Below are 18,878 nucleotides of genomic sequence, written 5' to 3' on the forward strand. Positions count from 1 at the left end.
GTCGCCGCCGCTCGTCGTTTCTCCTCCTGCCGGCGCGGGGCACGCTCCGGCGCAACGGGCGGACGGTCCTCCGACCGGCGGGGGGGCACGGACCGGCGCCGGTGCGGGCGGACCTCCGGTCGCCGCTCAGCCCCAGTCGCTGTCGACGTGGTTGTCCCGCCAGCGTCCGCCCACCGGCGGGGTCTCCAGCAGCATCCCGTCGCCGACGTTGCCGGCCAGGTCGTTGTCCTCGACCCGGCAGCCCACACAACTGCCGCGCTCGGTGATCCACAGCCCGTGCGTCTGGGTCTGGTCGTCGTGGTTGTCCCAGATCCGGTTACCGCGGACCGTGGCCGAGTCGAACGCCGCGTCGATCGTGATCCCGGCCCGCCGCTCGGGTGCGGGAGACAGTTCGTATCCGCAGCCGGGCGGCGGCACGTCCCCGCTCCACGCGGTGAACCCGTCGGGGCGTACCGGGGCGAGGGTGAGCTCGTCGCCGGTGTTGGAGGCGACCATGGCCACGGCGCGCCCGACCCGCAGGACCTTGCCCCGGTGCCCGTCGTGCGGCCAGTTGGCCGACCGGTCCACCAGGCACCGTTCGCTGTAGCGGACGGCGTCCCCGGTGCCTCCGGCGCCCTGGGCACACTGCCGCCCGTTGTTGCGGATCCGGTTGTTGAGCAGCACCGCGTCGGTCATCTGGTGGTCGATCCGGACCGCGTCCAGGCCGTTGCCCCAGAACTCGTTGCTCTCGATGACGACGTCCCGGATCGGGCCCTGGTAGCCGCGTCCGAGGTCGTGCGCGTGGTAGCCGTGTCGCCCGTTGCCGCTGATCCGGTTGCCCCGCACGGTGTACGGGCCGGGGCTGTTGCCGATGCTGACCCCGTCGCGCATGTTGCCGTCGATGACACAGTCGGTGAGCAGCCCACCCCGGCCGGCCACCGACGAGGTTCCCTGCGCCGACACGTCGAAGCCGGTCTCCAGGTTGCCGGTCATGGTGCAGGCGGAGACGATCAGACCGTCGGCACCCCAGTCGGAGATGCCGAACCGGTTGCCCTGGCTGTGACAGCCGATGATGCGGTAGCCGCGCGGCGGCGCCCAGTAGTCCTTCTGCAACTCCAGGAAGATTCCGTTGGTGCCGTTGGCCAGCGTGGTGCAGTTGGCGATGGTCAGCCGCTCCACCGTGCCCCAGCCGCCGATGCCGACCCCGATGCCGGCGCCGCCCATCTGCTCGCCGTTGTCCAGTCGGCCGCAGCCGACCACCACCACGCCGTCGATCAGGGAGTCCTGGAGGAAGTCGCAGCCCAGCCCGGTGGCCGCCGTGTGGTGGATGTAGAGGTTGCGGAACACCCCCCGCACCACGTACTGGAGACCGAGGCCCTTGGCCAGGTAGTTGTACTCGGCCATCGCCACGCCGGAGCCGTCGATCTGGAAGTCGGAGAAGGTGCAGTCGGCGATGTGCCGGTCCCGGTCGGCACCGTGCTGCACGGTGGTCCAGAAGGCCAACGGCGTCGGATCGGCCCGGTTGCCCTCGTTGCTGAGCATGAACCGGGTCGCCGCCGGGCCGGCCCCGACCAGCGACACGCCGCTGCGCCACACCGTGCCCGCGTCCCGGATCGAGTAGATGCCCGGCGGGCAGTAGATGACCCGGGCGCGCCCGTCCGAGGCGTACCCGGCGCCCAGCCGGTCCACGAGGGCGGCCAGAGCCGGCTGGTCGTTCGTCGCGCCGTCGCCGGTCAGCCCGTACTCCAGCGCGTCGCAGTAGAGGGGCGCGCCGGCCGAGGCGGGCCGCCGTACCCGGACCGAGTTCAGTAGCAGCTCGTTCGCCACGGCCACAGGCCGGCTCCCTTCGACGCGTTCGGTGCGCTCCGGCGGGGCCGACTTCCCGATCACACCGCCGGGAAACCCCGGCACCGCGACACCGCCGGGAAACCCCGGCACCGCGACACCGCCGGGAAACCCCGGCACGGTGACACCGCCGGGAGAGCCCGGCTCGGTGACACCGCCGGCAGCGCCCGGCACGACGACGCCGCCGGCAGCGCCCGGCACGCGCGCCGGCCCCGGCGCCGCAGGGGGCAGCGCCGGGGCCGGGTACGCGTCTCAGACGGCGGCGATCAGCAGCGCCGGGCGCTCCACGCAGTCGGCGACGTGCCGCAGGAAGCCACCGGCCACCCCACCGTCACAGACCCGGTGGTCGAAGGTGAGGCTGAGCTGGGTCACCTTGCGCACCGCGAGTTGCCCGTCGACCACCCAGGGCTTGTCCACGATCCGCCCGATCCCGAGCAGCGCCGCCTCGGGGTGGTTGATGATCGGTGTGGAGCCGTCGACGCCGAACACCCCGTAGTTGTTGAGGGTGAACGTACCGCCGGTCAGCCGGGCCGGTGGCAGGGTGCCCGCCCGCGCGGCGGCGGTGGTCGCCGCCAGTTCGGCGGCCAGCTCGGCGGTGGTGAGTCGCTGGGCGTCGCGCAGCACCGGCACCAGCAGACCCCGGTCGGTCTGCGCGGCGATGCCGAGGTGCACCCCGGCGGACTGGACGATCCGCTGCGCCTCGGTGTCGACCCGGGCGTTGAGCTGCGGGAACCGGCGTAGCCCGCTGAGGCAGATCCGGGCCAGCAGGGCCAGGATGCTCACCGGCGCGTCGGGCGTCGCCGCGTTGATCGCGGCCCGGGTCTCCAGCAGCCCGGTGGCGTCCACGTCGACCCAGATGGTCACCTCGGGGATCTCCCGCCGGCTGCGGGAGAGCTTGTCGGCGATCACCTTGCGGATGCCGGTGAGCGGGACGATGACGTCGTCGTCCCCGGACGGCACCGGCGCGACGGGCGCGTCCGGCGCGGCGGCGAGCCGGGCGGCGGGCACGGTCAGCGCCGCCTCCACGTCGGCACGGCGGATCACCCCGCCGTGCCCGGAGCCCCGCACCGCGTTCAGGTCGACGCCACGCTCCCGGGCCAGCCGCCGCACGATCGGCGAGATGACCAGGGCGGTCGGTCGCCCCGGGTGGCCGGGCGCGTCGCCGGCGGCAGCACCACCGGCCGGGGCAACGCCACCGGTCGGGGCAGCACCACCGGTCGGGGCACCACCACCGGACGGGGCAACGCCGCCGGTCGGGGCGGTACCAGCGGTCGGCGCGGTGTCGGCCGGTTCGGGGGCGAGCGTCAGGCGGGGTCGACGGCGGCGGCGGGTGGCACCGCCGTGGCCGGTGCCGTAGCCGATCAACACGTTGCCGGAGCCGGCCCGTTCCTCCTCGCGGTAGGTGGCGTGCCCGGCGGGCTCGTCGCCGCCGCCCAGCGGTGCGATGGTGATCAGCGGCTGGCCGACCGGGCGTACCTCACCGGCCGCGCCGTGCAGGGTGACGACCCGTCCGGCGTACGGGCAGGGCACGTCCACGACCGCCTTCGCGGTCTCCACCTCGACCACGCTCTGGTCGACCGTGACCACGTCGCCCACGGCGACCCGCCACTCGACGATCTCGGCTTCGCTCAGCCCCTCACCCAGGTCGGGCAGGAGGAAGACCTGCGTCCGTTCGACGGTGGTCATGCCGCCGCCCAACGCGCGTCCGGCTGGTCGTCCCACTGGAGTCGGGCCACCGCGTCGAGCACCCGGTCCACCCCGGGCAGGTGGGTGTGCTCCAGCATCGGCGCCGGGTAGGGGATGTCCAGCCCGGCGACCCGCAGCACCGGGGCGTGCAGCGCGTGGAAGCAGCGCTCCTGCACCCGGGCGGCGATCTCCGCGCCGACCCCCGCGAAGCCCTGCGCCTCCTGGATCACCACGCAGCGGCCGGTGCGGCGGACCGAGGCGGCGATGGTGTCGTCGTCGAACGGCACGATGGTGCGCACGTCCACCACCTCCAGGTCCCACCCCTCCTCGCGGGCGGCCTCGGCGGCCTCCAACGCGACGGGCACCGCCGGCCCGTACGCCACCAGGGTGGCGTCGCGTCCCGGACGGCGCACCACGGCCCGGCCGAAGGGCTCGGTCCGCGTCGGCAGGGCCGCGTCGGCGCTGCCGAAGTAGAGCTTCTTGGGCTCCATGAAGACCACCGGGTCGGGGTCGTCGATCGCCTCACGCAGCAGCGAGTACGCGTCCTCGACGGTCGCCGGGGTGATGACCTTCAGACCGGGGGTGTGCGCGTAGTACGCCTCGGACGAGTCGCAGTGGTGCTCGACCCCGCCGATGCCGCCCGCGTACGGCACCCGGATCACGATCGGCACGCTCAGCGCGCCCCGGGTCCGGTTGCGCAGCTTCGCCACGTGCGACGCGATCTGCTCGAACGCCGGGTACGCGAACGCGTCGAACTGCATCTCGACCACCGGCCGCAGACCGGACATGGCCAGGCCGACGGCGAACCCGACGATGCCGGCCTCGGCGAGCGGGGTGTCGAAGCAGCGGTCCTCACCGAAGCGGGCCTGGAGGCCGTCGGTGATCCGGAAGACACCGCCGAGCGCGCCGACGTCCTCACCGAAGACGACGACCCGGTCGTCGGCGGCGAGGGCGTCGGCGAGCGCGGTGTTGAGCGCCTTCGCCATGGTGGTGGCCATCAGGCGTCCCCCTCCTCGTCGCGAGCGGCGGCCAGCTCGGCGCGGACCAGCTCACGCTGTTCGACGAGTTGCGGGGTGGGCTCGGCGTAGACGTGCTCGAACAGGCTCAACGGGTCGACGCTCGGCTGCTCGTTCATCCGGGTGCGCAGGTCCGCCGCGTACGCCTCGGCCTGCTCGGCGACCTCGGCGACCGCCGCGTCGTCGAGCACCCCGCGGGCCCGCAGGTAGGTCTCCAACCGGGCGATCGGGTCGCGGTCGCGCCAGGCGTCGACCTCGGCGCCGTCGCGGTAGCGGCTGGCGTCGTCGGCGTTGGTGTGCGGCTCCATCCGGTACGTGTGCGCCTCGACGAGGAACGGTCCGTTGCCGGCGCGGGCGTGCGCGACCGCGCGGGTGAGCACGGCGAGCACCGCCACCGGGTCGTTGCCGTCGACCTGCTCACTGGGTACGCCGTAGCCGACGCCCTTGTAGGCCAGTGACGGCGCGGCGGTCTGCCGGGACAACGGGACACTGATGGCGTAGCGGTTGTTCTGCACGAAGTAGACGACCGGCGCCTTGAACACGGCGGCGAAGTTGATCCCCTCGTGGAAGTCGCCCTCGCTCGTGGCACCGTCGCCGATGAAGGCCAGCGCCACGGTGTCGCGCCCCTGGTACGCCTCGCCGTGCGCGAGACCGGCGGCGTGCACGCACTGGGTGGCGAGTGGGGTGCACTGCGGCGCGGTGCGTACCTCGGTCGGGTCGTAGCCGCAGTGCCAGTCGCCGCGCAGCAGCGTGAGCACCTCGACCGGGTCGATGCCCCGGGCAACCAGCGCCATCGACTCACGGTAGGTGGGGAAGACCCAGTCGGTGTCGCGCACCGCGAGCGTCGCGCCGACCTGGCACGCCTCCTGGCCCCGCGAGGACGGGTAGACGGCCAGCCGGCCCTGCTTGGTCAGCGCGGTCGCCTGGGTGTCGAACCGGCGGCCGAGCACCATGCGGCGGTACAGCTCGCGCAGCACCTCGACGGGTGGCTCCGGATAGTCGCCGCGGGCGGGCAGCGGCGTGCCGGTCGGGTCGAGCAGACGGACGGGTTCGGTGTTCGGCAGCAGCGGGCGCGCCGGGTCGGGCGGGGTGGCCGCCCGACGCGTACGCGGGGATACCCTGCGGACCGCCTGGGGAGTGGTCGTCACGGCGGAACCTCCTGGGACGTGTGGTGAGCCTATGCTTCCGCCTGTCGGATGATTGACTCAAGATCCACGCAGAAGGCGGGACGGTTGGCATGCGGAGGGACCACCAGTGAGCCAGGAGACCGGCGACGAAGCAGACCGGGCGGCGGGATCGGGACGATCGGTTCGAGCCCTCGACGAGGTGGACCGGCGGATCCTCGACGAGCTGGTCCGGGACGGGCGGACGTCGGTGCGTACCCTCGCCGAACGGATCCACATCTCCCGCACCAACGCGTACGCGCGGGTGGAGCGGTTGCTGCGCGACGGGGTGATCACCGGGTTCCACGCCCAGGTGGCGCCCGAGGCGGCCGGGCTGGGCACCTCGGCGTACATGGCGTTGACGATCGAGCAGAACACCTGGCGGGAGGTGTCGGCCGAGCTGGCCCGGGTGCGCTATGTCGAGCACGTGGCGTTGCTCAGCGGCGAACACGACGTGCTGGCCCTGGTCCGGGCCCCGGACAACGCCGCCCTGCGGGATGTGGTGCTGGACCGGGTGCAGCGCATCGCCGGGGTGTTGTCGACGCGGTCCTGGCTCGTCTTCGAGGAGTTCGGCGGAACGCGGAGCCCCTGGCAATAGAGGTCATAACACGAAATCATTAGCACGATGACGAAACAGCCGAACCACCGCAGAACGCCGTTACTATCCGCGACGTGGCTATATCAAATGAGTTGTGGGCGCAGGCCAGGGTAGCCGCCCCGCCACCGACCAGGCCGACGTCGACACGGCCCCCGTCGACGGGCGCGCGGTCCTTCCGCGCTGACATCGAGGGCCTGCGGGCGGTGGCCGTGCTGCTGGTGCTCCTCGGTCACGCCGGAGTGCCGTACCTTCCCGGCGGTTTCGTCGGTGTCGACGTGTTCTTCGTGATCTCCGGCTTCCTCATCACCGGTCTGCTGGTCGAGGAACTCGACCAGCGTGGACGGCTCTCGCTCACCGACTTCTACGCCCGACGAGCGAAGCGTCTGCTCCCGGCCGCCGCGACAGTCCTCCTCGCGACCCTGGTGCTCACCTACTTCTTCCTGCCCCGTGGCCGCTGGTCGGCCACCGCCTGGGACGTCATCGCCAGCGCCTGCTACGCCATGAACTGGCGGTTGGCCGAGCAGTCCGCCGACTACGTGGCCGCCAACGACGCCGCGAGCATCGCCCAGCACTTCTGGTCTCTCGCCGTCGAGGAGCAGTTCTACCTGGTGTGGCCCCTGCTGCTGATCGCCCTCGGGTGGTTCGTCCGCCGCCGGGGGCATGGTGGCCGCGGCCTCTACCTGCTCGGGTTGGCGCTGATCGCGGTCCCCTCGTTCGCCTGGGCGCTGTACGTCTCACCGACCGACCCATCGGCGTACTTCGTCACCACCACCCGGATGTGGGAACTGGCCCTCGGCGGCGCCGTCGCCGTCACGGCGATCTGGTGGAGCCGGTCGCCGCGCCTGGTGGCCGTGCCGTTGGCCTGGGCCGGGCTGATCGCCGTCGGCGCCTCGGCCGCGCTGATCACCACCGAGGCCGGTTTCCCCGGCTACGCCGCGCTCGGCCCCACCCTCGGTACGGCCACGGTGATCGCGTTCGGGCCGGCCGCCGGCCGCGCCGGGCCCGTCCTGCTGCTGGGCCGGCAGCCGCTGCGCTACGTCGGCGGGATCTCCTACTCGCTGTACCTGTGGCACTGGCCGGTGCTGGTCGCCGCGCAGGCGCAGTTCGGTGACCTCGGCATCGGCCCCGCGCTCGCCGTCGTGGCCGCCTCGGTGATCCCCGCCGCGCTCACGTACCACTTCATCGAGAACCCGGTGCGCCGGTCACCGGTCCTCGCCGACCGGCCGACCTCCGCCCTGCGCATCGGGGCCGTCTGCACCGGTGCGGCGGCGCTGGCCGGCCTCGCCTTCCAACTGGGCATTCCGTCGACGGCGGGTACGACGCCACCGCCGTCGGTCATCATGGGCCAGGTGCCCGGCGGCTCGGCGCAGGCGGCGCCACCGGCGGCGCCGGGTGCCGCGGCGCTCGGTGGATCCCCCCGCACCAGCCGGGCCGGGGTGCCCGTCGACAAGGTCGACTCGATCACGCCCGACCCGGTGCGGGCGGCCCAGGACGCGCCGCTGTTGCAGGCGCAGAAGAGTTGCCACGTGTCGTTGGAATCCGCGACGCCGGAGGTGTGCGTCTACGGGAAGATGAATTCGGCGATCACGATCGCGCTCGCCGGTGACTCCCACGCCGACCAGTGGGTTCCCGCCATGCGGTTGGCGGCGGAGACCAACGGGTGGCGCCTGGCCACCTACACCAAGGGCGGCTGCCCGTTCCTGACGGCGGAGATCTCCCTGAACGACAGGCCCTACACCTCCTGCACGGAGTGGAACAGGAAGGTACGGGAGACACTGCTCGGCGCGGGTCGTCCCGATCTGCTGGTCGTGACCAACGCCGAGTACCCGGTCAGTGGCGAGCCGCGCTCGCAGTGGCGGTCCGCGCTGGCCCGCGAGCTGCGCAGGACCTGGAGCGGCATGATCGCGGAGAAGATTCCGGTGGTGGTGCTGCGGGACACTCCGCTGCACCTGGAGGACGTCGCCGAGTGCGTGTCGAAGAACCCGGACCGCCTGACCAGGTGCGCCAATCCCCGGGCCGAGGCACTGGGCCGCGGGGGCGGTCCGGCGCAGGAGGAGGCGGCCGACGGGCTCGCCGGTGCCCACCTGGTCGACCTGAACGACTGGATCTGCCCCGCGGACCGGTGCGCCCCCGTCATCGGCGGTGTGCTCGTGTGGCGCGACGCGCACCACCTGAGCGCCACCTACTCGACGACGCTCGCACCCCAGGTGGGCGCCGCGCTCAAGCCCGTGTTGGCCGACCTGTGACCCGCCGGGCCGGCCCGGATCTCATCGTTCGGGCGGGGCTTCCAGCCCTTCCCGGTCGGCCAACTCCAGCAGCGGCTCCAGCGAGTGCCGGTCGCCGTCCAGGCCGGCGTGCGGGTCGCCGCGCTCGGCGAAGCGGGTTGGCACGGTGAGCACGTCGAAGTCCTCCGGTCGGGCGTCGTCCAGCTCCGCCCAGGTCAGCGGTGTCGACACCAGGGCCCGGGGCGTCGGTCGAATCGAGTACGCCGAGGCCATCGTGTGGTCCCGCGACATCTGGTTGTAGTCGACGAAGACCGGCCGGTCCCGCTGCTCCCGCCACCAGGTGGTGGTGACCAGCTCCGGCAGCCGGCGCTGCATCTCCCGGCCCAACGCGAGCACCGCCCGACGGCACTCGCCGAAGCTCCACCGCGGCTCGATCGACAGGTAGACGTGCAGGCCCCGCCCACCCGTGGTCTTCGGGTAGCCGGTCATGCCCAACTCGGCCAGGAACGCCCGCACCTCCCGGGCCACCGGCACCACCTGCGCGAAATCGACGCCGGGCACCGGGTCGAGGTCGATGCGCAACTGGTCGGGGCGTTCCACGTCGGCCGCGGTGACCGGCCAGGGGTGAAACCGCAGGGTGCCCAGGTTGGCCGCCCAGATCACCACGGCCAACTCGCTGGGCGCGACCTCGTCGGCGGTCCGGCCACTGGGGAAGGTGATGTGTGCGGTGCGCACCCACTCGGGCGCGCCCGCCGGCAGCCGCTTCTGGTAGAACGCGTCGCCCCGGTTGGTCTGCCGGGTGGCGATCGTCGCGCCCTCGAAGACGCCACGCGGCCAGCGTTCCAGCATCGTCGGCCGGTCCCGCAACGCGCGCAGGACCCCGTCACCCACCGAGAGGAAGTAGCGCACCACGTCCAGCTTGGTGAGCCCGAGCTCCGGGAAGTACGGCTTGTCGGGGCTGGAGACGCGGACCAGCCGCTCCCCCACCTGGATCTCCTCCGCCGCCGTGGCCACGCCCCCGAGCGTACGGCTCGGGGGCGTGCCGGCGGGTTCAGCGGCCGGGAACCAGCGTGGCGGATTGCTGCGGCAACTCCTCGGTCGGACCGCCGACCTGCACCGGCGGCGACGCGGGCGGCTCCTCGGCCACCGCGGTCTGCTGCTCGACGGGCACCCGCTGCGCCGACCGGCGGGCCACGAAGCCCGGCGTCCAGTCCTTCAACCGCAGCGCGGGCTGCTCGACAAGCTTCCAGGACAGGAACGCGGCGACGAAGGCGACCGCGACCGACATGGCCGCGAACGGCACGTAACCCCAACGGTTCCAGCCGAGGCTGGCCATCAGCTGCTGGAAGATGAACCCGTAGATGTAGATGCCGTACGAGTAGTCGTTCTTGCGGCCCACCCAGTGCACCTGACGCGGCAGCCGCACCGACAGCCACACCAGCAGGTAGGCGAACGCGGGCAGCCCGATGACGAAGAACCCGCCGACGAGCAGGGACAACCCGAGCGCCACCGCCGCGCCGATGCCCAGCACGTCGCTGATCGGCACCCGCTCCCGGTAGAGGTCGAAGGTCGCGCCGAGGGCGAAGAGGAAGCCCAGGTAGACGATGTAGTGGAAGCTCATCGGGCCGACCAGTGGCGCGTCGAAGGTCCAGCCCGCCGTCGACGCCGGGCCGCTGATCTGCCCGGTGGCCACCCAGTCCTGCAGGATGCTCAGGTAGAGAGCGACGGTCAGGACCAGCACGAACCGGCGGGCGTGGCGCAGCACGGCGGTCGCCGCCAGCACGCCCACCACGACGTAACAGAACATCTCGTACTTCAGTGACCACAGCGCGCCGTTGAAGACGCTGGTGCTGGTCTTGCGACCCCACGGGGTGGACTGGATGAACAGGTCGTGGATGCCGTACTGCTCGACACCGGTCCACCAGTTGCCGCGCAGGTAGGCCAGCGGGCCGCCCGGCTCCCCGGGATTGTCGAAGTAGCCGTCGGTGGTGCCGTGCTCGCGCAACGCGACGAGCGGGGCGATCACCAGCGCGGTGATCAGCAGGCAGACCCAGAGACCGGGCAGGATCCGCAGGGCCCGGTGCCAGGCGTAGCGGATCAGGCCGGTACGCCTGGCGCTGCGGGTGATCAGCAGGCCGGAGAGCACGAAGAAGCCGTACACGGCCATGGTGCCGACGTTGGTCTGCCGACCGGTCAGGCTGTAGCCGAGGTCGGCGGCACCGAAGCCGAGCGGCTTGGAGTGCGACAGGACGACGCCGACGGCGAGGCAGAGCCGGATCAGCCCGATGCCGTTGCTCCGGCCGGAAAGCAGGTCGGCCAACGTGCCACGGGACCGAATGAGGGCGGGGGTTGTCATACGGTCAGGAAACCTCTCGGCATCAGGCGGGCACCTCGGCGCCGGCGTGCTCCCACAATTGCTTCATCTCGGTGTGCAGGTCGTCGCTCGGCGACCAGCCGAGCACCTCGGCGGCCAACCCGACGTCCAGTCGCTGCCAGCTGGTCTCGGCGGGGCCGGTCTGCTCGGCCTCGACCAGGTCGGTCGGCACCTCACTCACGTCGATGAGGAGCCGGACCATATCACGCGCGCTGGCCGCCACCCCCCGACCAATGTTGATCACGCGGCCGGGCGCGTCGGGGCGGGTCGCGGCCAGCAGTACGGCGGCGACCACGTCGCTGAGGCCGATGAAGTCCCGCCGGGAGCCGAGCGGAGCGAGCTCCAGCCGGGCCCGCGTACCGGCCCGCTGGGCGTCGCGCAGCCGGCCCGCCACCACCCCGAGCAGGCTGTGCCCGGGCTGGCCGGCGCCGATGACGTTGCCGACCCGCAGCGTGACGCCCTCGATCAGGCCCTGCCGGTCCGCCGCGGTGATCGCCTCGGTGCAGCGCAGCTTGAACTCGCCGTACGGCATCACCGGCGCGGGGGTCAGCTGCTCGGGCATCGACGTGTCCACCGGGACCAGCCCGTACTCGTGCACGCTGCCCATCTGGACCACCCGGACCCGCCCGGGCAGTCGGCCCGCGGCCTGCACCAGCCGCTCGACGAGGGTGACGTTGACCGCGAGCATCTGGGCCTCGGACAGGCCCCACATCCCGCCCGCCGCGTTGATCACCACGGCCGGGTCGAGGTCGCGCAGCACCGCGGTGATCTCGTCGACGTCGGCGGCGGCCAGGTCCAGTGCACGGACCTCGACACCCGGGCCGATCGTCTTGGGGGTACGCGCGACGGCGACCACGGCGTGGCCCTGGTCGGCCAGCGCGCGGCAGATCGGGCGGCCGAGAAAGCCGGTGCCGCCGAGCACCACCACCCGCAGCGGCTGCTGTGCCGCGTCCTCCGCCGGGTGTCGTGGTCTGACGGTCATGGCGTCCCCCTGGCTGTCGTCGGTCATCGGCCCGGCCCGAACGCGTGCCGGGACAGGCTGCGCACGCCGGCCATCTTGCCCGAGAGGACGGCCGTCGGCAGCAGGGTGATGGCGTGTAGGCGAGACGAGGTGTAGCTGCGGGCCGCGCGGGCCGCGCGCGGCCAGCCCTGCTCGTCCATCCGGCGGGCGACGTCGAGGAAGAACGCCCGCGCCTCGGTGAACCGGGTGCCGTTGACCGCGTCGGCGGCGGACTTGCTGACCGCGTGCCGCCGGTACTGGAAGCAGAGGGTGTTGTCGACGGCCATCTGCTCACCGCGCTGGATCAGGTCGATCACCAGGGCCAGGTCCTGGATGACCTGGAACTCCTCGCGGAAGTCGACGGCCTTGAGCGCGTCGGTCCGCCAGCAGATCGACGGGAAGTAGAACCAGCAGCCGCGCAGCAGGCTGGCCGCCAGGTCCTCACCTCCCATCAGCTCGCGGGAGTCGATGCGGGGGGCGTAGATCCGCCGCTTCGCCTCGTCGACGATGGTGTTGACCACCGCGCCGTCGGCGTCGATGATCTCGACCCCCGGCTGGACCATGCCGACGCCCGGGTACTGCTCGATCACCGACCGCACGGTGGCGACGTAGTTGGGGTGCATAATGTCGTCCGTGCCCATCATCACCAGGTACTCGTGTTCGGCGAGACCGACGCACTTGCGGTAGTTGGCGGTGATCCCGAGATTGCGCTCGTTGCGCTGGTAGCGGACCCGCTCGTCGTCGATGCCCGCGAACCACTCCGGCACGCCCGGCTCGGTGCCGTCGTCGACCACGGTGAGACGCCAACCCGGGTCACTCTGCGCCATCACGCTGCGCACCGCCGCCTGCATGAGGGGCACGCTTCCGTAGTACGGCAGCATAATGTCGACAATCATTGGGTCCGTTGGCCTCACTGTGCGTGGTGGAAATGCTCGACGGGCGCGGCCACATTATCAGGCCCGTCTCCGCGATCGGCCATCGCCGAACCGAGCGGGCGCGCACCCGGATCGGGCCGATCACGCGCGGGGGCCGGCCCCCGCGGGCGCTATCATCGTCGCGCCCCGTAACCCCGCCCCCCGGATCGGACGCCGATGTCGAACCGCGCCCTCGCCACGGACGCGCAGCCCGCGCAGACCGATGCGGGGAGTCCTCCCCCGCCCACCGGGCCGGACCGCCGGCCGGTCCCGCTCGCCCGCCGGCTGGCGCTCAGCGTCTGGTTCTGGCCGACGGCGTTCGCCGCGGTCGCCGTCGGGTGGCGGCTGGGCAGCCCGGAGATGTGGCACGACGAGCTGGTCACCGTCGACGTGGCGACCCGCTCCACCGGGCAGATCCGGGGCATGCTGGCCAACGTCGACGCCGTGCACGGGGCCTACTACCTGTTCATGCACGCCTGGACGACGGTGTTCGGCACCGGCCCGATCGCGGTGCGTCTGCCGTCGGCGCTGGCGATGACCCTGGCCACCGCCTGCGTGGCGCTGGCGGGGCGGCGGCTCTTCGACCACCGGACGGGTGTCGCCGCCGGGTTCGTCTTCGCCCTGGTGCCCACGGTCACCCGGTTCGGGCAGGAGACCCGCTCGTACGCCTTCGTCGTCCTCGCCGCGGCGGCGGCCACCCTGTTCCTGCTCCGCGCGTTGGAGCGGCCCGGGTGGCTGCGCTGGGCGGCGTACGTCCTCGCGGTGGCCGGCATCGGCGTGGTCAACGTGGTGGCGCTGACCCTGCTGGTCGGGCACGGCACCGCCGTTCTGATCCACTGCTGGCGCACACGCGCCTGGTGGTCGCTCGCCTGGTTCCCGCTCGCCGCCCTCGGTGGGGTGGCGCTCGCCGCGCCGGTGATCCTGCGGGGGATGAAACAGGCGGGGCGGCAGATCAGCTGGATCCCGGACAGCTCGCCCTGGACGGTCTGGGAGCAGGCGTACGGCTCGACGCTGCTCGCCGCCGCGGTGACCGCGCTGGCCACGATCGGCCTGCTGACCCACCTGCGCCGGGACGCCGTGGCCCGGACGGTGAGCGCGACGCTCGTCGCCGTGCTGCCGGTGCCGGTGATCCTGGTGGCCTCGACCGGCGAGATCAACTACTTCTTCTCCAAGTACCTGCTGTTCCTGCTGCCGGCCTGGGCGGTCCTGGCCGGTTCGGGGCTCGCGGTGCTGCGCCGTACCCCGTTGGTGGCCGCCGGCCCGGTGGTCGTGGCCGCGCTGGCCGTGCCCGGTCAGCTCGCGATGCGCGGGGAGTACGCGCACGGCTGGTACACCTACCCCCAGGCGAGGGCGTTCGAGCCACTGTCCTACTCCCAGGCGGCACGGGTCATCGAGGCGGGCTACGAGCCCGGTGACGGCCTCGTCGTGGGTGGCGTCTGGTGGTGGATGACCGAACCCGGAGTGCGGTACTACCTCCCGGCGGACATCTCCCCGCGCAACGTGTTCCAGGCGCGGACCGCCGCCCAGCGCGACGAGCTGTTCGCCGCGGACTGCGGCGACCCGGCGAGCTGCCTGCGGGACGAGCCACGGCTGTGGATGGTGCTGCCGACGGTCACCGACGAACCGCTGACCGGACTGTCGAAGGAGGCGGCCGCCCTCCTCGGCGAGCGGTACCAACTGGCCCAGCTGACCCACGTGACCGGGATGACCGTCGCCCTGCTGCAACGGCGCGGCTGACCCGGCGCGATTACCGCCGCCGGCACCCGGGTAGGGGGTCGACATGGCGGAACTGGCAACGCTCTGGATCATCCGGCACGGTGAGAGCACCGCGAACGTGGCGGCGACGCACGCCGAGGCGTCCGGCGAGGAGCTGATCGGGCTCAGTCACCGCGACGCCGACGTGCCGCTGTCCCCCACCGGCGAGGAGCAGGCGCGGGCCACCGGCCGCTGGCTGGCCGGGCTGCCCGCGGACCGCCGGCCGGACGTCGCGGTGGTCTCGCCCTACCTGCGGGCGGTCTCCACCGCCGAGTTGGCGCTGGACGGCACCGGGGTGCCGGTGAGCCGCGACGAGCGGCTGCGCGACCGGGAGCTGGGCATCCTCGACGGCCTGACCGGGCACGGGGTCCGCCGGCGCTACCCCGACGAGGCCGAGCGGCGGGCCCGGCTCGGCAAGTTCTACTACCGTCCGCCCGGCGGGGAGTCCTGGACCGACGTGGCGCTACGGCTGCGCACGCTGCTCGGCGACCTGCGCCGAGACCACGAGGGCCAGCGGGTCCTGCTCTTCGGCCACGACGCGCTCGTCTTCCTGCTGCGCTACCTGGTGGAGGGGCTGACCGAGGCGGACCTGATGGCGCTGACCCGCGAACACGTGATCGCCAACTGCTCGGTCACCGACTGGTCCGCCGACGCGCGGGACCGGCTGGTCCTGGGCGGCTTCAACGAGGTCGGACACCTGCACCGGCAGGGCGCCCAGCCGACCAGGGAGGACGAGGTCCATGCCGAACCGGTCTGAGGTGAAGGTGATCACGCCGGCGTTGCTGCGGGACTGGGCGCTACCGGTGCCGGTCGGTGGCAAGGAGAGCCGTGGCACCGTGCTGGTCGTCGGCGGGTCCCGCTTCACCCCCGGTGCGGTGCTGCTCGCCGGGGTGGCCGCGCTGCGCGCCGGCGCCGGGGTGCTCCAGCTCGCCGCCGCCGAGTCCACCGCCGCCACGCTGAGCATCCAGGTGCCCGAGGCGCTGGTGGTCGGGCTGCCGGAGACCTCCGACGGTGCGGTCGCCGCCGACCGGGACGGGCAGCTCGACGAGTTGGTCGCCCAGGCCGACGTGGTGGCCCTCGGGCCGGGGCTGAAAGCGATCGACGAGACCAACAGGTTGCTGGGTCTGGTCCTGGAGGCCGCCCGGCCGCAGACGTCGCTGGTGCTCGACGCGTACGCCCTCGGTGCGCTCAGTCACGCACCGGACCTGCTGGTCGGCTCGGGTCGGCCGGTGGTGCTCACCCCGAACCTCACCGAGGCCAGGCACCTGCTCGGGCGGGACCCGAGCGACGACCTGGACGCCGAGGCGGCCGAGTTGGCCGACCGGTACGAGGCGGTCGTCTCGCTCTACGGGCACGTGGCCGCACCTGACGGTCGCGGGTGGCGGGAGGAGAGCGGCGACGCCGGGTTGGGCACCTCCGGCAGCGGGGATGTGCTCGCCGGGTTGCTGGCGGGCCTGCTGTCGCGGGGCGCCGACCCGGCGCAGGCCGCCTGCTGGGGTTCGTTCGCACACGCGGTGAGCGGCCAACGGCTGATCCCCCGGTACGGCCGGATCGGCTTCCTGGCCCGGGAGTTGCTCGACGAGATCCCCCGCACGTTGGCGATGGTCTGATCCACCCATATCCACTGTTTCCGCGTCGGCCACCTGGGTACCGATGACCCCACCAGACGAGATCCAGGGAGGTCATACCCGTGTCGACAGATGCCATCGTCCTGCTCAAAGAGGACCACAAGGAGATGCGCCGCCTGTTCAAAGCCTTCCAGGATGCCGAGGAGGGCCCGGCCAGCAAGCGGCAGAAGCTGGTGGAGGAGATCCTGGAGGCCCTCACCGTGCACACGTACCTCGAGAACGAGGTGATGTACCCGGAGGTGCGCCGCCTGCTGCCCGACCTGGAGGACGACATCCTCGAGTCGTACGAGGAGCACCACGTGGCCGACGTGCTCTGCGCCGAGCTGGCCAGCATGGACGCCGACGACGAACGCTTCAACGCCAAGACGACGGTGCTGATCGAGAACGTCACCCACCACGTCGAGGAGGAAGAGGAGGAGTGGTTCCCCAAGGTCCGCGACGCCCTGGGTCGTAAGCAGTTGCAGGAGATCGGCGAGAAGATGATCGCGCTGCGGGCCGACGCGCCGCGTACCCCCACCGCGCCGAAGGCGATCAAGAAGGCGATGGACGCGATGACGGCCTGAGCCGGTCGCGTACACCGAGGGGCCCGGCACGATGCCGGGCCCCTCGTCGTGCACCGGGGTCAGTCGCCCGAGCCCGGCTCGGCCATGTGCCGGTGCTGCTCGGACTTGAGCCTGTCCGGGATGATCCTGCCGGCCGCCGTCTGCACCTTGTTCAACAGCGAGCCGGCGGTGATCGTCTGGTCACCCCGCATCAGCGCCTCGAAGTCCAACCCTTCCGACGCGCGACGTACGGAGGTCGCCCGGGACGGCCCCGGGCGGCCCGGTAGGATCGGCGCGGGCCGTTACTGGCGCGTGGGGATGGACAACCATCGGGGAGCGGCCCCGTCACAAGGACGTTTGCCGAGCGCCTGGGCCTTCCCGCACGTCTGTTGGAGGTCGCATGTCGCACAACGCCGAGTCCACCGCATTCCGTAGTGCCCTTGAGGTGATCCGGGCTGTCGAGCCGCGGGTGGCCGACGCCATCGGCGCCGAGCTGACCGACCAGCGGGAGTCGCTCAAGCTCATCGCCAGCGAGAACTACGCCTCCCCGGCGACCCTGCTGGCGATGGGCAACTGGTTCAGCGACAAGTACGCCGAGGGCACCGTGGGCCGCCGTTTCTACGCCGGCTGCCAGAACGTGGACACCGTCGAGGCGCTCGCCGCCGAGCACGCCCGGGAGCTGTTCGGCGCCCCGCACGCCTACGTGCAGCCGCACTCGGGCATCGACGCCAACCTGGTCGCGTTCTGGGCGGTGCTGGCCGACCGGGTGGAGTCCCCCGCGCTGAAGAAGGCGCAGGTCCGCCAGGTCAACGACCTCACCGAGGCCGACTGGTTCGCGCTGCGCCGCGAGCTGGGCAACCAGCGGATGCTCGGCATGTCGCTGGACGCCGGCGGCCACCTCACCCACGGCTTCCGGCCGAACATCTCCGGCAAGATGTTCGACCAGCGCAGCTACGGCACCGACCCGGCGACCGGCCTGATCGACTACGACCGGGTCGCCGAGGCGGCCCGCGAGTTCAAGCCGCTGATCCTGGTCGGCGGCTACTCGGCGTACCCCCGGAAGGTGAACTTCCGGATCCTGCGGGAGATCGCCGACTCGGTCGGCGCCACCTTCATGGTCGACATGGCGCACTTCGCCGGCCTGGTGGCCGGCAAGGTGTTCACCGGCGACTTCGACCCGGTGCCGCACGCGCACATCGTCACCACCACCACCCACAAGTCGCTGCGTGGCCCGCGCGGTGGCATGGTGCTCTGCCAGCCGGAGCTGGCCGACCAGGTGGACCGGGGCTGCCCGATGGTGCTCGGTGGTCCGCTGCCGCACGTGATGGCCGCCAAGGCCGTCGCCCTCGCCGAGGCCCGCCGGCCCGACTTCGCCGACTACGCCCAGCGGATCGTGGACAACGCGCAGGCGCTCGCCGAGGGGCTGCTGCGCCGGGGGGCGAAGCTGGTCACCGGCGGCACCGACAACCACCTGGTGCTGATCGACGTGTCCGGCTACGGGCTCACCGGCCGGCAGGCCGAGCAGGCGCTGCTCGACTCCGGCATCGTCACCAACCGCAACTCCGTCCCGCAGGACCCGAACGGGGCCTGGTACACGTCCGGCATCCGGATCGGCACCCCGGCGCTGACCACCCGGGGCCTGGGCACCGCCGAGATGGACCAGACCGCGGAGCTGATCCACACCGTGCTGGCCCAGACCACGGCCGGCGCCAACGCCGACGGCACCCCGTCCAAGGCGAAGTACGTTCTCGACGCCGACCTGGCCGACAAGATCGCCCAGCAGGCGACCGACCTGCTGGCCCCGCACCCGCTCTACCCGGCGATCGACCTGACCTGAACCGGTCCGGTCCCGGACGCGGACCCGACCGGGTCCGCGTCCGGACGCGGGGGGTCAGGCCAGGGGGCGCTTCAGGTGGTAGCGGTGCACCTCGGTGCTGCCCTGGACGTTGTTCACGTCTTCGGCCGCGGAGACGAGCTCCCACCCCTCCCGGCCGGCGCGGTTGAGGTGCGCGATGGCGGTGTCACCGAAGGCGGTGATGTCCTTGCGGGACCCGTCCGGGGCGTACCAGACGAACGAGACATGAAAATTGCGGCCCTGTCCCTGATAGCGGCGGACGAGCAGGGCGTACTCCCAGGCAACCATGCGGCCATTA

General features: G+C 72.3%; 17 protein-coding genes and 1 riboswitch. Of the genes, 7 read left to right on the top strand and 10 right to left on the bottom strand.

The annotated features are described in order from the left end of the window. Positions 1-126 precede the first annotated feature (126 nt). From ACGFIW_RS16000 to pdhA, 4 genes are all read right to left on the bottom strand, one after another. Positions 127-1,806, bottom strand: coding sequence for a right-handed parallel beta-helix repeat-containing protein (locus ACGFIW_RS16000; RefSeq protein WP_393316446.1), 1,680 nt, complete (start codon positions 1,804-1,806; stop codon positions 127-129). Positions 1,807-2,076: 270 nt separating this feature from the next. Further along, a complete protein-coding gene (locus tag ACGFIW_RS16005; protein WP_393316449.1) occupies positions 2,077-3,522 on the bottom strand; it encodes a dihydrolipoamide acetyltransferase family protein in 1,446 nt (481 codons plus the stop codon). Then, the gene (locus tag ACGFIW_RS16010; RefSeq protein ID WP_393316452.1) at positions 3,507-4,511 is read right to left on the bottom strand and encodes an alpha-ketoacid dehydrogenase subunit beta; all 1,005 of its coding nucleotides are present in this window, start codon (positions 4,509-4,511) and stop codon (positions 3,507-3,509) included. The genes ACGFIW_RS16005 and ACGFIW_RS16010 overlap by 16 nt, the downstream gene beginning before the upstream one ends. Further along, positions 4,508-5,674, bottom strand: coding sequence for a pyruvate dehydrogenase (acetyl-transferring) E1 component subunit alpha (gene pdhA, locus ACGFIW_RS16015; RefSeq protein ID WP_393315487.1), 1,167 nt, complete (start codon positions 5,672-5,674; stop codon positions 4,508-4,510). The genes ACGFIW_RS16010 and pdhA overlap by 4 nt, the downstream gene beginning before the upstream one ends. Positions 5,675-5,780: 106 nt before the next feature. Here pdhA and ACGFIW_RS16020 point away from each other — a divergent pair, with 106 nt between their 5' ends. Both ACGFIW_RS16020 and ACGFIW_RS16025 read left to right on the top strand, forming a co-directional pair. Next, on the top strand, positions 5,781-6,287 hold the full coding sequence (locus ACGFIW_RS16020; RefSeq protein ID WP_393315490.1) for an Lrp/AsnC family transcriptional regulator: 507 nt from the start codon (positions 5,781-5,783) through the stop codon (positions 6,285-6,287). Between the two features lie 74 nt (positions 6,288-6,361). Continuing rightward, on the top strand, positions 6,362-8,533 hold the full coding sequence (locus tag ACGFIW_RS16025) for an acyltransferase family protein (RefSeq protein ID WP_393315492.1): 2,172 nt from the start codon (positions 6,362-6,364) through the stop codon (positions 8,531-8,533). A gap of 21 nt (positions 8,534-8,554) precedes the next feature. Here the strand turns inward: ACGFIW_RS16025 and ACGFIW_RS16030 are convergent, their stop codons facing one another. Genes ACGFIW_RS16030 through ACGFIW_RS16045 form a run of 4 tightly spaced genes read right to left on the bottom strand, consistent with a single transcriptional unit; the run spans position 8,555 to position 12,782 of the window. Continuing rightward, positions 8,555-9,526 (bottom strand): DNA polymerase domain-containing protein, encoded by a 972-nt coding sequence (locus ACGFIW_RS16030; protein ID WP_393315495.1) that lies wholly within the window; start codon positions 9,524-9,526, stop codon positions 8,555-8,557. A gap of 37 nt (positions 9,527-9,563) precedes the next feature. After that, positions 9,564-10,868, bottom strand: a complete 1,305-nt coding sequence (locus ACGFIW_RS16035) for an acyltransferase family protein (protein WP_393315498.1) — start codon at positions 10,866-10,868, stop codon at positions 9,564-9,566. A 22-nt stretch (positions 10,869-10,890) separates the two neighbouring features. Next, positions 10,891-11,868, bottom strand: coding sequence for an NAD-dependent epimerase/dehydratase family protein (locus ACGFIW_RS16040; RefSeq protein WP_393315501.1), 978 nt, complete (start codon positions 11,866-11,868; stop codon positions 10,891-10,893). A 23-nt stretch (positions 11,869-11,891) separates the two neighbouring features. Next, on the bottom strand, positions 11,892-12,782 hold the full coding sequence (locus ACGFIW_RS16045) for a glycosyltransferase family 2 protein (protein WP_393315504.1): 891 nt from the start codon (positions 12,780-12,782) through the stop codon (positions 11,892-11,894). Between the two features lie 195 nt (positions 12,783-12,977). On the opposite strand from ACGFIW_RS16045, the gene ACGFIW_RS16050 reads away from it, so the two are divergent. The 4 genes from ACGFIW_RS16050 to ACGFIW_RS16065 all read left to right on the top strand — a co-directional run bounded on the left by ACGFIW_RS16050 (position 12,978) and on the right by ACGFIW_RS16065 (position 16,746). Beyond that, complete coding sequence (locus tag ACGFIW_RS16050; RefSeq protein ID WP_393315507.1) at positions 12,978-14,537, top strand: glycosyltransferase family 39 protein; 1,560 nt, start codon at positions 12,978-12,980, stop codon at positions 14,535-14,537. Positions 14,538-14,580: 43 nt separating this feature from the next. Further along, positions 14,581-15,312, top strand: coding sequence for a histidine phosphatase family protein (locus ACGFIW_RS16055; protein WP_393315510.1), 732 nt, complete (start codon positions 14,581-14,583; stop codon positions 15,310-15,312). After that, entirely contained in the window at positions 15,296-16,165 is an 870-nt protein-coding gene (locus ACGFIW_RS16060; protein WP_393315513.1) for an NAD(P)H-hydrate dehydratase, read from the top strand. Before ACGFIW_RS16055 ends, ACGFIW_RS16060 begins: the two co-directional genes overlap by 17 nt. Before the next feature lie 80 nt (positions 16,166-16,245). Beyond that, positions 16,246-16,746: a hemerythrin domain-containing protein gene (locus tag ACGFIW_RS16065; RefSeq protein ID WP_393315516.1), complete on the top strand. Its 501-nt coding sequence runs from the start codon at positions 16,246-16,248 to the stop codon at positions 16,744-16,746. Positions 16,747-16,805: 59 nt separating this feature from the next. On the opposite strand, the gene ACGFIW_RS16070 is transcribed toward ACGFIW_RS16065, so the two are convergent. Then, on the bottom strand, positions 16,806-16,937 hold the full coding sequence (locus ACGFIW_RS16070) for a hypothetical protein (protein ID WP_393315519.1): 132 nt from the start codon (positions 16,935-16,937) through the stop codon (positions 16,806-16,808). Between the two features lie 79 nt (positions 16,938-17,016). Continuing rightward, positions 17,017-17,106: riboswitch (ZMP/ZTP riboswitch) on the top strand. A 19-nt stretch (positions 17,107-17,125) separates the two neighbouring features. Between ACGFIW_RS16070 and ACGFIW_RS16075 the strand changes: the two genes are divergently transcribed. Further along, positions 17,126-18,562, top strand: a complete 1,437-nt coding sequence (locus tag ACGFIW_RS16075) for a glycine hydroxymethyltransferase (RefSeq protein WP_393315522.1) — start codon at positions 17,126-17,128, stop codon at positions 18,560-18,562. Positions 18,563-18,616: 54 nt separating this feature from the next. Here ACGFIW_RS16075 and ACGFIW_RS16080 read toward each other — a convergent pair whose 3' ends face one another. Next, on the bottom strand, positions 18,617-18,868 hold the full coding sequence (locus ACGFIW_RS16080; RefSeq protein ID WP_393315524.1) for a hypothetical protein: 252 nt from the start codon (positions 18,866-18,868) through the stop codon (positions 18,617-18,619). Positions 18,869-18,878 lie beyond the last annotated feature (10 nt).

The organism is Micromonospora sp. NPDC048935 (assembly GCF_043197875.1).
In the GTDB taxonomy this organism is placed as follows: Bacteria; Actinomycetota; Actinomycetes; order Mycobacteriales; family Micromonosporaceae; genus Micromonospora.

Coding starts and splice junctions, on each gene's coding strand:
- ACGFIW_RS16050 (WP_393315507.1), top strand. CDS start 12,978: ATGTCGAACCGCGCCCTCGCCACGGACGCGCAGCCCGCGCAGACCGAT.
- ACGFIW_RS16035 (WP_393315498.1), bottom strand. CDS start 10,868: ATGACAACCCCCGCCCTCATTCGGTCCCGTGGCACGTTGGCCGACCTG.
- ACGFIW_RS16055 (WP_393315510.1), top strand. CDS start 14,581: ATGGCGGAACTGGCAACGCTCTGGATCATCCGGCACGGTGAGAGCACC.
- ACGFIW_RS16045 (WP_393315504.1), bottom strand. CDS start 12,782: ATGATTGTCGACATTATGCTGCCGTACTACGGAAGCGTGCCCCTCATG.
- ACGFIW_RS16040 (WP_393315501.1), bottom strand. CDS start 11,868: ATGACCGTCAGACCACGACACCCGGCGGAGGACGCGGCACAGCAGCCG.
- ACGFIW_RS16075 (WP_393315522.1), top strand. CDS start 17,126: ATGTCGCACAACGCCGAGTCCACCGCATTCCGTAGTGCCCTTGAGGTG.
- ACGFIW_RS16070 (WP_393315519.1), bottom strand. CDS start 16,937: ATGCGGGGTGACCAGACGATCACCGCCGGCTCGCTGTTGAACAAGGTG.
- ACGFIW_RS16080 (WP_393315524.1), bottom strand. CDS start 18,868: ATGGTTGCCTGGGAGTACGCCCTGCTCGTCCGCCGCTATCAGGGACAG.
- ACGFIW_RS16060 (WP_393315513.1), top strand. CDS start 15,296: ATGCCGAACCGGTCTGAGGTGAAGGTGATCACGCCGGCGTTGCTGCGG.